Origin of the sequence: Promicromonospora kroppenstedtii (genome assembly GCF_044389675.1) — a bacterium.
GTDB classification, from domain to species: Bacteria; Actinomycetota; Actinomycetes; order Actinomycetales; family Cellulomonadaceae; genus Promicromonospora; species Promicromonospora kroppenstedtii.
In genome coordinates this window covers 204,076-217,532 of record NZ_JBIRYI010000010.1, presented here as the reverse complement: position 1 = coordinate 217,532, position 13,457 = coordinate 204,076, and the positions used below count along the sequence as shown (strand labels likewise).

The following is a 13,457-nucleotide window of genomic DNA, read 5'->3' as shown; positions in this document are numbered from 1 at the left end:
CGAAGCCCCGGCGTGGCGTCGTTCGGCTAGCGCGCCCGGGGGTGGGCGGCGGCGTACACCTCGCGCAGGGCGTCGGGGGTGACCATCGTGTAGATCTGCGTGGTGGTGACCGAGGCATGTCCCAGCAGCTCCTGCACCACGCGGACGTCGGCCCCGCCGGACAGCAGGTGGGTCGCGAACGAGTGCCGCAGGGTGTGCGGCGAGACGTGCTTTGTGAGCCCGGCCCGCGCGGCGGAGGCCTGCAGCGCGGCCCAGGCGGTCTGCCGCGACATGCGCGCGCCGCGCGTGTTGAGGAACAGGGCGGGCGTGCCCCGGCCGGCCGCGGCCAGCGCGGGACGGGCCCGCACCAGGTAGGCCTCCAGGGCGTCGCGGGCGAACGAGCCCACGGGCACCACCCGCTCCTTGGACCCCTTGCCGAGCAGCCGGACGGCGGTGCTGTCCCCCACGCCGTCGACGTCGAGCCCCACGATCTCGGAGATCCGTGCGCCCGTGGCGTACAGCAGCTCCAGCAGCGCCCGGTCCCGCAGCGGCAGCGGCCCGTCGCCGGTGCCCGCGGCGTCGAGCAGTCCGGCGACGTCGTCGACGGACAGGGCGTGCGGCAGCCGCCGCATCTGGGTCGGGGCGCGCACCTCGGCGGACGGGTCGTCCACGGCGAGGCCCTCGGCCTGCGCGAACCGGTGCCAGCCGCGCACGGCGGCCAGCGCCCTGGCGGTGGACGACGGCGACAGCGGCCGGCCGCCGTCGGTCCCCTGACGCACCGACTCGACGAAGGCGGTGACGTCGGACTCCGTCACGCCCGACAGGCCGCTGCGGCCGGCCGTGTCCAGGTAGGCCACGTAGCGCACGAGGTCGCGCCGGTAGGCGGCGACGGTGTTGGCCGAGAGGCCGCGCTCCACGCTCAGGTGCGCGAGGTAGTCCCGCAGCGCACGGTCGAGCCGACCGGTCTCGACCGCGGTGGGCGGCGGGCCGGGGTGGTTCTCACGGAACGACGGATGGGCCAGTGCTGAGGACACCGGCCCATCATGCCGAGCGGGGGCGGGTGAAGCGGGCGGGGCGCGCCGGAGGCGGCACCCACCGGTGGTCAGGAGGGGTTGATCCCGAACAGCTCGGCCCGCGAGCGGATCACCTGGGCACGCGCGAGGCGCGGCTTGTCGCTGCCGTCGCGGATCACGGAGCCGGCCGCCTCGAACTCGGCGAAGAAGTCGACCGCCCAGGCGACGTCGGACGACGTCGGCGCGAACGACTCGTTGATGACGGCCGACTGCTCGAAGTCGAGGCAGAGCTTGCCGGTCATGCCGAGGCCCACGGCGTCGGCCGACTGCTCGCGCAGCAGCGCGTGCGAGGAGCCGACCGTGGGACCGTCCACGGGGCCGGGCAGGCCGCCGATGCGGCTGGCGACCACGAGGCGCGTGCGCGGGTACGCCATGGCCATCGGCTCGTTGGCGGCGCCGGTGTCGCGGCGGTAGTCGCCCGAGCCGAACGCGAGCCGGAACGCGCCGCGCGCCCGGGCGATGTGCACGGCCTCCTCGATGCCGAGGGCCGACTCCACCAGCGGGATCACGGGCACGTCGCCGCCGAGCCGCTGCGCGGTGTCGACGACGTCGTCCGCGCTCTCCGTCTTGGCGAGCATCACACCGTTGAGGCCCTCGAGCCCGCGCAGGTAGGCCACGTCGTCGGCCCAGGAGGGTGCGGTGCGGTCGTTGATCCGGACCCAGGCGCTGCCGCCGTTCTTGATCCACCGGATGACGTTCTCGCGCGCCTCGTCCTTGAGCGAGTCGTCGATCGCGTCCTCGCAGTCGAGGATGACCTGGTCCGCCCGGGAGAGCTGCGCCTTGTCGAAGAGCTCGGTGCGCATGGCGGACAGCAGGAGCCAGGCCCGCGCGTAGTCGGGGGCGACGCGCGACTTCTCGCGCGCGGCGCGACGGGGCGCGAGGTCGCTCTCGGGGACGACGGCGGACGCCGTCGGCAGGCCCGACGAGTAGCCCGCGGACTGCGCGGTGGGCTGGTCTGCGGTTTCGGTGGTTCGGTCGGCAGGGGTCTCGGTCACGCGCCCAGCCTAGGCGGCGACAAGTGGCCTGGCCGAATCATGACCCCCGCTATGCAGAGGTCTGGTCCGGGCCCCAGGACGGGTGATCAGAAGGGCAGGAAGACGTCGACCGCGACCGCGACGAAGAGCAGCGACAGGTACGTGATCGAGCCGTGGAACACCTTCATGGCGCCCAGCTTGCCGCTGGCCTTGCCCTGCGCCCGGCGCAGCATGGCGATCGTGGACCAGAGGAACCAGCCGCCCAGCACCGCGGCCACCACGGTGTACACCCAGGACATGCCCGCGAGCGGGGTGAGCGCCAGCGAGCAGGCGATCATCGCGATCGTGTAGCCCACCATCTCGGCCGCGACGCGCTTGTCGTCGCTGACCACGGGGAGCATCGGCACGTTGGCGTTCGCGTAGTCCTTCTTGAACTTGATCGACAGCGGCCAGTAGTGCGGCGGCGTCCAGAAGAAGATGATGCCGAACAGCGCCAGCGCCGCCCAGCTCAGCCCGCCGGTGACCGAGGCCCAGCCGATGAACACCGGCATGCAGCCCGCGATGCCGCCCCACACGATGTTCTGCGGGGTGCGGCGCTTGAGGATCATCGTGTAGCCCACGACGTAGATCGCGATGGCGCCCAGCGTGAGCCACATCGCGGCCCAGTTGATCACCAGCGCGAACCACGCGAGCGACAGCAGGCCGAGGATCGAGGCGAACACCAGGCCGGCGCGCGGCGTGATCTCGCCCGTGGCCAGCGGGCGCTTCTTGGTGCGGTTCATCACCTGGTCGATGTCCCGGTCCCACCACATGTTGAACGCGTTGGCGCTGCCGGCGGCGCCGGCGCCGCCGATCAGCGTGGCGACGATCAGCCAGAAGCTGGGCAGGCCGTCGGCGGCCAGGATCATGGTAGGCACCGTCGTGACGAGCAGCAGCTCGATGACGCGGGGCTTGGTCAGGGCGACGTAGGCGCCGGCGCGGCGCATGAACCAGCCCCCGGGACGCTGCTCGACGGCGGCGTCCGGTGCGTCGTGCCCGGACGTCTGGGGACGCGCGGTCTGGCCGGTCGTCGGGTGGCTCGTTCTCACGCGCGTCGCAGTTCCGTTCGGGAGGGTCCTGGAAGTCGGTAACGCACCTGGTCGGCGCTGTTGCCGGTCGGGTGCGTGCCCATGGTACGTCGCGGGGTGACCGGGTCGCGCACCGCATTCCCGTCCGGCCCTGTGAGATTTGTCCGCCGCAGCCCGGGACGAACAGTCCGTGGACAGCCCTGCGCAACGGATTACGCGCGCGTATAGGGTTGTTGACGCCATCGAACGAAGGGCGGCAGGCATCCCGCCGCCGCCGCACGCACGCTGCGCGGCTCTCCAGCGCGTCCGCTCTCCGGACCAGGACGAGTGCCGCCGGCGGAGAGAAAGAGGACTCGTGAACGCTTTCGACCCCGTGCTGAAGCCCCTTGAGTGGTCGGAGCTCGACGAGCGAGCGGTCAAGGCCATCAAGGCGCTGGCTGCGGACGCCGTCGAGAAGGTGGGCAACGGACACCCCGGAACCGCGATCTCGCTCGCGCCGGCCGCGTACCTCCTCTTCCAGAAGGCCATGCGCCACGACCCGTCGGACCCCGACTGGATCGGCCGCGACCGCTTCGTGCTGAGCGCCGGACACTCGTCGCTGACGATCTACCTGCAGCTCTTCCTCGCGGGCTACGGCCTGGAGATGGAGGACCTCGGGGCTCTGCGTACCTGGGGCTCCAAGACCCCGGGCCACCCCGAGCTCGGCCACACCGCCGGCGTCGAGATCACGACGGGCCCGCTGGGCCAGGGCCTCGCCTCCTCCGTCGGCATGGCGTTCGCCTCGCGCCGCGAGCGGGGTCTGCTCGACCCGGCCGCCGCCCCCGGCGAGTCCCCGTTCGACCACCACGTGTACGTCATCGCCTCCGACGGCGACCTGCAGGAGGGCGTGACCTCCGAGGCCTCGTCGCTGGCCGGTCACCAGCAGCTCGGCAACCTGATCGTGATCTGGGACGACAACAAGATCTCGATCGAGGACGACACCAACATCGCCTTCACCGAGGACGTGCTGAAGCGCTACGAGGCCTACGGCTGGCACACCCAGCGCGTGGACTGGACCTCGGGCGGCGCCGGCTACGCGGAGGACACCGACGCGCTGGCCGCGGCGCTGGACGCCGCCAAGGCCGAGACCGGCAAGCCGTCGATCATCGCGCTGCGCACCATCATCGGCTGGCCGTCGCCCACCAAGCAGAACACGGGCGGCATCCACGGCTCGGCCATGGGCGCCGACGAGGTCAAGGGCCTCAAGTCCGCGCTCGGTCTGGACCCCGAGGCCACGTTCGCGATCGACGACGAGGTGCTCGCGTACACGCGCTCCGTCGCCCAGCGCCAGGCCACCGAGCGTGAGGCCTGGGAGGCGGCCTTCACCGCCTGGTCCGAGGCCAACCCGGAGCAGGCCGCGCTCCTGAAGCGCCTGCGTGCCCACGAGCTGCCCGAGGGCTGGGCCGAGTCGCTGCCCGAGTTCGAGGCGAGCGAGAAGGGCGTCGCGACCCGTGCGGCGTCGGGCAAGGTGCTGACCGCGCTCAAGGACGTGCTGCCCGAGCTGTGGGGCGGCTCCGCCGACCTCGCCGGCTCGAACAACACGACCATGGACGGCGTGCCGTCGTTCGTGCCGACCGAGCACGCGACCAAGAAGTTCCCGGGCGACCCCTACGGCCGCACCCTGCACTTCGGCATCCGCGAGCACGCCATGGGCTCGATCCTGAACGGCATCGTGCTGCACGGCCTGACCCGCCCCTACGGCGGTACGTTCCTGCAGTTCGCCGACTACATGCGTGCCTCGGTGCGCCTGGCCGCGCTGATGAGCATCCCGACCACCTTCGTCTGGACGCACGACTCGATCGGCCTCGGCGAGGACGGCCCGACCCACCAGCCGGTCGAGCACCTCGCGGCGCTGCGCGCCATCCCGAACCTCGACGTCGTCCGCCCGGCCGACGCGAACGAGACCGCCTGGGCGTGGCGCGGGATCCTCGAGAACACGAAGAACCCGGCCGGCATCGTGCTGACCCGGCAGAACGTGCCCACGTACCCGCGCGGCACCGACGGCTTCGCCGGCGCCGAGGGCACCCTCAAGGGCGGCTACGTCCTCCTGGACACCGACGGCACGCCCGACGTCGTCCTCGTGGGCACCGGGTCCGAGGTGCAGCTCGCCGTCGAGGCGCGCGCGATCCTCGCCGCCGACGGCATCCAGGCCCGCGTGGTCTCCATGCCCTCGCGCGAGTGGTTCGACCAGCAGGACGAGGCCTACCGCGAGTCGGTCATCCCGTCCGGTGTGAAGGCCCGCGTCTCGGTCGAGGCCGGCGTGGCGCAGGGCTGGCGCGAGGTCGTCGGCGACGCCGGCCGCATCGTCTCGCTCGAGCACTACGGCGCCTCGGCGGACTACAAGACGCTCTACGCCGAGTACGGCATCACCTCCGAGGCGGTCGCCCAGGCCGCCAAGGAGTCGATCGAGGCGGCGTCCTGAACCGCGCCGGAACACCTGGACACGAGAGAGGAAGGGCACGATGACTGACAGCACCAGCGACAGCAGCGAGAACGTCAGCCCCACCGAGCGGCTGTCCGAGGCGGGTGTCGCCATCTGGCTCGACGACCTGTCCCGTGAGCGGCTGCGCACCGGCAACCTCGCCGAGCTCATGACCAGCAGGAACGTCGTGGGCGTGACGACCAACCCGACGATCTTCGCCGCCGCGCTCGCGCACGGCGACGCCTACGCGGGCACGCTGAGCGAGCTCGCCGGGTCCGACGTCGAGTCCGCGGTCGAGCGCATCACCACGGACGACGTGCGCGACGCCGCGGACCTGCTGCGCCCCGTCTACGACGCCACCGGCGCCGTGGACGGCCGCGTGTCCATCGAGGTGGACCCCCGGCTGGCCCGCGACACCGCGGCGACGGAGACCACGGCCGTACGGCTGTGGGAGACCGTCGCGCGGCCCAACGTGATGATCAAGATCCCCGCCACGGTGGAGGGCCTGCCGGCCATCACGTCGACCCTCGCCAAGGGCATCAGCGTCAACGTCACGCTGATCTTCTCGATCGAGCGGTACCGGGCCGTCATGGACGCCTTCCTGGCCGGCCTGGAGCAGGCCAAGGAGGCGGGTCACGACCTGTCCGTGATCGGCTCGGTCGCGTCGTTCTTCGTGTCCCGCGTGGACTCCGAGGTCGACAAGCGGCTGACCGCCGTCGGCACCGACGAGGCGCTCGCGCTGCGCGGCCAGGCCGCCATCGCGAACGCCCGCCTGGCCTTCGCCGCCTACGAGGAGGTCTTCTCCGGTGAGCGCTGGGCCGCCCTCGCGGCGGCCGGCGCGCAGCCGCAGCGGCCGCTGTGGGCGTCGACCGGCGTGAAGGACCCGGCCTACCGCGACACGATGTACGTGGACGAGCTCGTGGTGGCCGGCGTCGTGAACACGATGCCCGAGAAGACGCTCGACGCGTTCGCCGACCATGGCATCGTGCTCGCGGACACCGTGACCGGCTCCGGCGAGCAGGCGGCCGCGACCATCGCGGCCGTCGAGGCGCAGGGCATCTCCATGGACGAGGTGACCGCACAGCTGGAGGACGAGGGCGTGACGAAGTTCGAGGTCAGCTGGGACGAGCTCCTGACGACCACCAAGACCGGCCTCGACGGGGCCGGGGCAGGGGGCGGCGAGCGGTGAGGCCGGCCAAGATCGCGCAGGGGGTCAACCCCCTGCGCGACCCCCTCGACCTGCGGCTCCCGCGCATCGCGGGGCCGAGCGGGCTCGTGATCTTCGGCGTGACGGGCGACCTGTCGCGCAAGAAGCTCATGCCCGCCGTCTACGACCTCGCCAACCGCGGCCTCCTGCCGCCGGGCTTCGCCCTGACGGGCTTCGCGCGGCGCGACTGGGAGGACCAGGACTTCGCGCAGGTGGTGCACGACGCCGTCAAGGAGTACGCCCGTACCCCCTTCCGCGAGGCCACGTGGCGCCAGCTCGCCGAGGGCATCCGGTTCGTCCAGGGCTCCTTCGACGACGACGACGCGTTCGAGCGCCTGCGTGAGACCGTCGAGACGCTCGACAAGGAGCGCGGCACGGGCGGCAACCACGCGTTCTACCTGTCGGTGCCGCCGTCGGCGTTCCCCGTGGTGTGCGAGCAGCTCTCCAAGCACGGGCTGTCGCGGCCCGACGACGACGCGGACGGCGACGGCGTGCACGCCTGGCGGCGCGTCGTCATCGAGAAGCCGTTCGGGCACGACCTGGCCAGCGCCAAGGAGCTCGACGCGGTCGTGTCCAAGGTCTTCGACCCGGACTCGGTGTTCCGCATCGACCACTACCTGGGCAAGGAGACGGTCCAGAACCTCCTGGCGCTGCGCTTCGCGAACACCATGTTCGAGCCCCTGTGGAACTCGAACTACGTGGACCACGTCCAGATCACCATGGCCGAGGACATCGGCATCGGTGGCCGCGCCGGGTACTACGACGGGATCGGCGCCGCGCGCGACGTCATCCAGAACCACCTGATCCAGCTCCTGGCGCTGGTGGCCATGGAGGAGCCCCGCAACTTCGACGCCGCCGAGCTGCGGGCCGAGAAGATCAAGGTGCTCTCGTCGGTGCGGCTGCCCCACGACCTCGGCAAGCACACGGCCCGCGGCCAGTACGAGGCCGGCTGGCAGGGTGGCGAGGAGGTGCCCGGCTTCCTCGAGGAGGACGGCATCGCGAAGGACTCCACCACGGAGACCTTCGCCGCCATCCGGGTGGACGTCGACAACCGCCGTTGGGCGGGCGTCCCGTTCTACCTGCGGCACGGCAAGCGCCTGGGCCGCCGCGTCACCGAGGTGGCCGTGGTGTTCAAGAAGGCGCCTCACCTGCCCTTCGAGACGTCGCTGACGTCCGAGCTCGGCAACAACGCCCTGGTCATCCGTGTGCAGCCCGACGAGGGCGTCACCATGCGGTTCGGGGCCAAGGTGCCGGGCACGGCGATGCAGGTGCGTGACGTGACGATGGACTTCGGGTACGGCCACTCGTTCACCGAGTCCTCCCCCGAGGCCTACGAGCGCCTCATCCTGGACGTGCTGCTCGGCGACCCGCCGCTCTTCCCGACGCGCGAGGAGGTCGAGCTCTCCTGGAAGATCCTCGACCCGATCACGTCCTACTGGGCGCGCAAGGGTCAGCCGGAGCCCTACGCTTCCGGCACCTGGGGTCCGCCGTCGGCCGACGCCATGATGGAGCGCGACGGCAGGGTCTGGAGGCGACCGTGATCATCGACATGCCGGACACCACGACCAACCAGGTCAACAAGCGTCTGGTGCGCCTGCGCGACGAGGGCGGCGCGGTGGCCCTGGGCCGCGTGCTGACCCTCGTGGTCCTGGCCGACGAGGGCGACATCGAGGAGTCGGTCGAGGCCGCCAACGACGCGAGCCGCGAGCACCCGTGCCGCGTCATCGTCGTCGCCCCGGCGGCCGAGGGCAGCAGCACGCACCTGGACGCGCAGATCCGCGTGGGCGGTGACGCCGGCGCCTCCGAGGTGGTGGTGCTGCGTGCCTCCAAGCCGCTCCTGGCGCGGGCCGACACGCTGGTGATGCCGCTCCTGCTGCCCGACGCGCCGATCGTGGCCTGGTGGCCGCGCGAGGCACCCGAGGTGCCGTCGCAGGACCCGGTGGGCGCCATGGCGACCCGCCGGATCATCGACAGCACCACGGCGAAGCACCCGCAGGAGATGCTGGGCAACCTCGCCGGGACGTACGCCCCCGGGGACACCGACCTCGCGTGGGCGCGCGTCACGCTGTGGCGGGCGCTCATCGCGGCCGCCGTCGAGCAGCCGCCGTTCGAGCCGGTGCTGTCCGTCACGGTCGAGGGGCAGAAGCGGCACACGTCGCTCGACCTGCTCGCGGCCTGGCTGGGTGCCCGGCTGAACTGCCCGGCCGAGGTGGTGCGCACCGCCAGCGACGACGCCATCACGCGCGTGGTCCTGGAGCGCAGGAGCGGGCCCATCGTGCTGGACCGCCCGGACGGCCGGACCGTCACGATCACGCAGCCGGGCAAGCCCGCGCGGCGGATCGCGCTGCCGATCCGCGCGCTCAACGAGGCCCTGATCGAGGAGCTGCGCCGGCTCGACCCGGACGAGGTCTTCGAGGAGGTCCTCACGCGGGGTCTGGGGCACGTCACCAACCGGACGGCGGCCTGATGACGGAGGCGCCCGGCGTGCGGCTCGTCGTCGTGCACCCCGACAAGGAGGTGCTGGCGCAGGCCGCCGCCGCGCGGCTGCTGACGCGCGTCCTGGACGTGCAGTCGGTCCGCTCCCCCGTCCATGTCGTCCTCACGGGCGGCACGGTCGGCATCGCGACGCTCGCGGCAGTCGCCGCGAGCCCGCTGGTGCCGGCCGTGGACTGGTCGGGAGTGCACCTGTGGTGGGGCGACGAACGGTTCCTGCCGGACGGCGACCCCGACCGCAACGAGACGCAGGCGCGCGAGGCGCTGCTCGACGGCCTGGTCGCCGAGCACGGGCTCCCCGCGGCCAACGTCCACCCCATGCCGGGTCCGACGTCGGTCGCGACGCCGGAGGAGGGCGCCGCGGCCTACGCCGCGCTGCTCGCCGAGCACGCGCAGGGAGCGGCCCCGGCCGTCCCGGCGTTCGACGTGCTGCTGCTCGGCATGGGCCCCGACGGGCATGTCGCGTCCCTGTTCCCCGGCCACGAGGGCCTCACGGCGCAGGGCACGACCACGGGCGTGCACGGCTCGCCCAAGCCCCCACCGGAGCGGGTCTCCCTCACGTTCGACGCCATCCGGGCGGCCCGCGAGGTGTGGGTCGTCGCGGCCGGCGCCGAGAAGGCAGACCGCGTGGCGGCGGCGCTGGCGGGCGACCCGGTCACCGAGGTGCCCGCGGCGGGCGCCGTCGGGCAGGCCCGGACCCTCTGGCTCCTGGACCTGGACGCCGCCGGCGCCACCTCGCCGGAGTAGAACCAGGGCGACGTGGAACGGGAGCGGGACGAAGACCCTGATCAGGGTTCTTGTCCCGCTCCCGTTCCATTTCGCTACGGTGCTAGTTCGCCGCGTGTAAATCTCTTAGCGTGCTACGCGGCCGCCACGGCGGACGCGAAGCGCCTCCAGCGCCTCCTCGAGAAGGGCGGCGCCGTCCTCGTCGGACCTGCGCTCCTTCACGTAGGCGAGGTGCGTCTTGTACGGCTCGTTCCGTACCGGACTCGGCGGGTTCACCGGGTCCATGCCTGCGGGGAAGCCGCACCGCGGGCAGTCCCACTGCGCAGGGGCCTCGACGTCCTCGCCCACCGAGAAGCTCGGTGCTGTCTCGTGCCCGTTGGCACACCAGTAAGAAACTCGGACACGCGGGGCGGTGTCGCCCCGCTCCGTCTCTCCGAGAGGGCCGGCGCCTACCCGGCTCCCCCGAATCGCATGACCGCCTGATGCCACGTCTGTCGTCCCCTCTGTGTGTGGCCGTCAGCTGCTAGGCGCTTGGCGACCGGGTCAGCTGACCTTCTGGATGAGTCCGAGCAGGACGATCACCACGGCCCACACGAGGGCGAAGGCGATTGTGATGCGATTGAGGTTCCGCTCGGCCACGCCGGACGAACCGGCGCCCATCGAGATACCGCCACCGAACATGTCGGACAGACCGCCACCCTTGCCCTTGTGGAGCAGGATGAGCATGGTGAGAAAGCCGCTGGTCAGGACCAGCAGGACTTCCAGGATGATGCGGAGCGCGTCCACGGTTCACGTCCTCGGTTGTAGATGTGCCGGGCGTTCTCCCGGCGGCGGATTCGGGTCAAGAGTAAGCGAGACGTACCTCACAGTGCGAACCCCCTGATCAGGGGTTTATGGGACCCGGATCAGACGTCGCACGCGGAACATCGCGCCCGAGTGAGGGTACCTCAGGCAGGTTGCGGGACGGTCTCACGACCGAACGTGTCAGACCCACAGATCACTCCCGTGACCTGTGGGTCTGACATGTGCGCGGGGTAGGCGGTGCGGTCAGGTCTCAGACTCTGCTTTCTGTCGCCTGAGACCGCCGCTCCGCTCCGGGCGAGTGCCTCGTACCTCAGCCCTCACCCTGCGCTGCGGTCAGGTCTCAGACTCTGCTTTCTGTCGCCTGAGACCGCCGCTCCGCTCCGGGCGAGTGCCTCGTACCTCAGCCCTCACCCTGCGCTGCGCTCTGGTCTCAGGCGACGACGTGGGACTGGTAGCGCGCGATCTTCGCGAACTCCTCGGGGTCCAGGCTCGCGCCGCCCACCAGGGCGCCGTCGACGTCGGGCTGCGCCATGATCTGCGCGACGTTGCCCGACTTGACCGAGCCGCCGTACAGCACGCGGACGCCGGCCGCGGCGCCCTCGTCGCACAGCTCGCCCAGCACGCGGCGGATCGCGCCGCAGACCTCCTGCGCGTCGTCCGGCGTGGCGACCTCGCCGGTGCCGATGGCCCAGACGGGCTCGTAGGCGATGACGATCTTGGCGATCTGCTCGCTCGGCACGTCGGCCAGCGCGGCCTCGACCTGCGCGAGGGTGTGCGAGACCTGGTTGCCCGCCTTGCGGACCTCCAGGCCCTCGCCGACGCACAGGATCGGGGTCAGGCCGTGCGCGAACGCGGCGCGCACCTTGGCGTTGACGACGTCGTCCGACTCGGCGTGGTACTCACGGCGCTCCGAGTGGCCGATGACCACGTAGGTGCAGCCGAGCTTGTTCAGCATCGTGCCCGAGATCTCGCCCGTGTAGGCGCCGGACTCGTGCCGGGACAGGTCCTGGGCGCCGTAGACGATCTCCAGCTTGTCGGCGTCGACCAGCGTCTGCACCGAGCGCAGGTCGGTGAACGGCGGGATGACCGCCACCTCCACCGCGGCGTAGTCGTGCTTGGCGTCCTTCAGGGTCCAGGACAGCTTCTGGACCGTGCTGATCGCCTGCTGGTGGTCCAGGTTCATCTTCCAGTTGCCCGCCATCAGCGGCGTGCGGGTGGTAGCCACGTGCTTCTTCTTTCTGTTCGGAGGTACGTCAGGTCAGCGGGTGGGACTCAGGCAGTGCTTGTCTCCGCCTGAGTCTGCGGTTTGCTCCCGGCGGTGCGCCTCGTTCCTCGGCGCTCCGCCGTCGCTGCACCTTCGGCTCAGTCGGCGAGCACCGTGAGGCCGGGGAGCTCCTTGCCCTCGAGCAGCTCCAGGCTCGCGCCGCCACCGGTCGAGATGTGGCTGAACCCGGCCTCGTCGAAGCCGAGGACCCGCACGGCCGCGGCCGAGTCGCCGCCGCCCACGATGGAGAACCCGCCGGCCGTCGTCGCCTCGATGATGCCCTGGGCCACGGCCTTGGTGCCGTCGGCGAACGCCTCGAACTCGAACACGCCCATGGGGCCGTTCCAGGCGATGGTCTTCGCGTCGGCCAGCTTGCCGGCGAACAGCTTGCCGGACTCCGGGCCGATGTCGAGGCCCATGGTGCCGTCCGGGATCGCGTCGGCCGCGACCACGCGGTGCGCGGCGTCGGCGGCGAACGAGTCGGCGGCGACGATGTCGACCGGCAGCACGATCTCGACGCCGTTCGACTCGGCCGTGGCCAGGTAGCCCTTGACGGTCTCGATCTGGTCGTTCTCCAGCAGGCTGTTGCCCACCGACAGGCCCTTGGCGGCCAGGAACGTGAAGACCATGCCGCCGCCGATGAGCAGGCGGTCCGCCTTGGTCAGCAGGTTCGCGATGACGCCGAGCTTGTCCGAGACCTTGGAGCCGCCGAGCACGACGGCGTAGGGACGCTCCGGGTCACCGGTCGCCTTCGAGAGCGACTCGACCTCGTTCAGGACCAGGTCGCCGGCCGCGGCGGGCAGCACCTGGGCGATGTCGTACACCGAGGCCTGCTTGCGGTGCACCACACCGAAGCCGTCCGACACGAACGCGTCGGCGAACTGCGCCAGCTCACCGGCGAGCTCGGCACGCTCGGCATCGACCTTCGAGGTCTCGCGGGCGTCGAACCGGACGTTCTCCAGGAGGGCGACCTGGCCGTCGGCCAGGGCGTCGACCGTGGCCTTCGCGGACGGGCCCACGAGGTCCTGCGCGAGGGGGACGTCCTGGCCGAGCAGCTCGCCCAGGCGGGCGGCGACGGGGGCCAGGGAGTACTGGGGGTCCGGCGCGCCCTTGGGGCGGCCCAGGTGGGCCAGCACGACGACGCGGGCGCCGGCGTCGGCCAGGCGCGTCAGCGTGGGCAGCGCGGCGCGGATACGGCCGTCGTCGGTGATCGTCGTGCCGTCGAGGGGCACGTTGAAGTCGGAGCGGACCAGGACGCGCTTGCCGCGCAGGTCGCCGAGGGAGTCGATGGTCTTCATGAGCACTCCAGGTCGGGGACCGGCCGCCAGGAGAGGCCGGTCGAGGTTCCGTACATGACGACGTCCGCGTGCGCCGGCAGGCCGATGCGCACGCGGACGTCGGAGTTCACG

General features: G+C 71.7%; 12 protein-coding genes. 5 read left to right on the top strand and 7 right to left on the bottom strand.

Going from position 1 to position 13,457, the window contains the following annotated elements; all coding sequences use genetic code 11:
- Positions 1–26 precede the first annotated feature (26 nt).
- The 3 genes from xerD to ACH47X_RS17445 form a co-directional block, all read right to left on the bottom strand.
- Positions 27–1,013 carry a site-specific tyrosine recombinase XerD gene (gene xerD / locus ACH47X_RS17455; protein WP_397405797.1) on the bottom strand — a complete coding sequence of 329 codons (987 nt, stop codon included), beginning with the start codon at positions 1,011–1,013 and terminating at the stop codon, positions 27–29.
- Between the two features lie 68 nt (positions 1,014–1,081).
- A complete protein-coding gene (locus ACH47X_RS17450; protein ID WP_245606014.1) occupies positions 1,082–1,867 on the bottom strand; it encodes an HpcH/HpaI aldolase/citrate lyase family protein in 786 nt (261 codons plus the stop codon).
- Between the two features lie 266 nt (positions 1,868–2,133).
- Positions 2,134–3,114 carry a heme o synthase gene (locus tag ACH47X_RS17445; RefSeq protein ID WP_084800755.1) on the bottom strand — a complete coding sequence of 327 codons (981 nt, stop codon included), beginning with the start codon at positions 3,112–3,114 and terminating at the stop codon, positions 2,134–2,136.
- A gap of 334 nt (positions 3,115–3,448) precedes the next feature.
- Between ACH47X_RS17445 and tkt the strand changes: the two genes are divergently transcribed.
- Genes tkt through pgl form a run of 5 tightly spaced genes read left to right on the top strand, consistent with a single transcriptional unit; the run spans position 3,449 to position 10,001 of the window.
- A complete protein-coding gene (tkt, locus tag ACH47X_RS17440; RefSeq protein WP_397405796.1) occupies positions 3,449–5,554 on the top strand; it encodes a transketolase in 2,106 nt (701 codons plus the stop codon).
- A 40-nt stretch (positions 5,555–5,594) separates the two neighbouring features.
- Positions 5,595–6,743, top strand: coding sequence for a transaldolase (tal, locus tag ACH47X_RS17435; RefSeq protein ID WP_397405795.1), 1,149 nt, complete (start codon positions 5,595–5,597; stop codon positions 6,741–6,743).
- Entirely contained in the window at positions 6,740–8,302 is a 1,563-nt protein-coding gene (zwf, locus tag ACH47X_RS17430; protein ID WP_036970903.1) for a glucose-6-phosphate dehydrogenase, read from the top strand. Before tal ends, zwf begins: the two co-directional genes overlap by 4 nt.
- Positions 8,299–9,228 (top strand): glucose-6-phosphate dehydrogenase assembly protein OpcA, encoded by a 930-nt coding sequence (gene opcA / locus ACH47X_RS17425; RefSeq protein ID WP_142036153.1) that lies wholly within the window; start codon positions 8,299–8,301, stop codon positions 9,226–9,228. The genes zwf and opcA overlap by 4 nt, the downstream gene beginning before the upstream one ends.
- On the top strand, positions 9,228–10,001 hold the full coding sequence (pgl, locus tag ACH47X_RS17420) for a 6-phosphogluconolactonase (protein ID WP_397405794.1): 774 nt from the start codon (positions 9,228–9,230) through the stop codon (positions 9,999–10,001). The genes opcA and pgl overlap by 1 nt, the downstream gene beginning before the upstream one ends.
- Positions 10,002–10,106: 105 nt before the next feature.
- On the opposite strand, the gene ACH47X_RS17415 is transcribed toward pgl, so the two are convergent.
- The 4 genes from ACH47X_RS17415 to ACH47X_RS17400 all read right to left on the bottom strand — a co-directional run bounded on the left by ACH47X_RS17415 (position 10,107) and on the right by ACH47X_RS17400 (position 13,346).
- A complete protein-coding gene (locus tag ACH47X_RS17415) occupies positions 10,107–10,469 on the bottom strand; it encodes an RNA polymerase-binding protein RbpA (protein WP_051109404.1) in 363 nt (120 codons plus the stop codon).
- 54 nt (positions 10,470–10,523) lie between these two features.
- Entirely contained in the window at positions 10,524–10,766 is a 243-nt protein-coding gene (gene secG, locus ACH47X_RS17410; RefSeq protein WP_020014806.1) for a preprotein translocase subunit SecG, read from the bottom strand.
- A 448-nt stretch (positions 10,767–11,214) separates the two neighbouring features.
- A complete protein-coding gene (tpiA, locus tag ACH47X_RS17405; protein WP_397405858.1) occupies positions 11,215–11,985 on the bottom strand; it encodes a triose-phosphate isomerase in 771 nt (256 codons plus the stop codon).
- A gap of 161 nt (positions 11,986–12,146) precedes the next feature.
- Positions 12,147–13,346: a phosphoglycerate kinase gene (locus ACH47X_RS17400; protein WP_397405793.1), complete on the bottom strand. Its 1,200-nt coding sequence runs from the start codon at positions 13,344–13,346 to the stop codon at positions 12,147–12,149.
- Positions 13,347–13,457 lie beyond the last annotated feature (111 nt).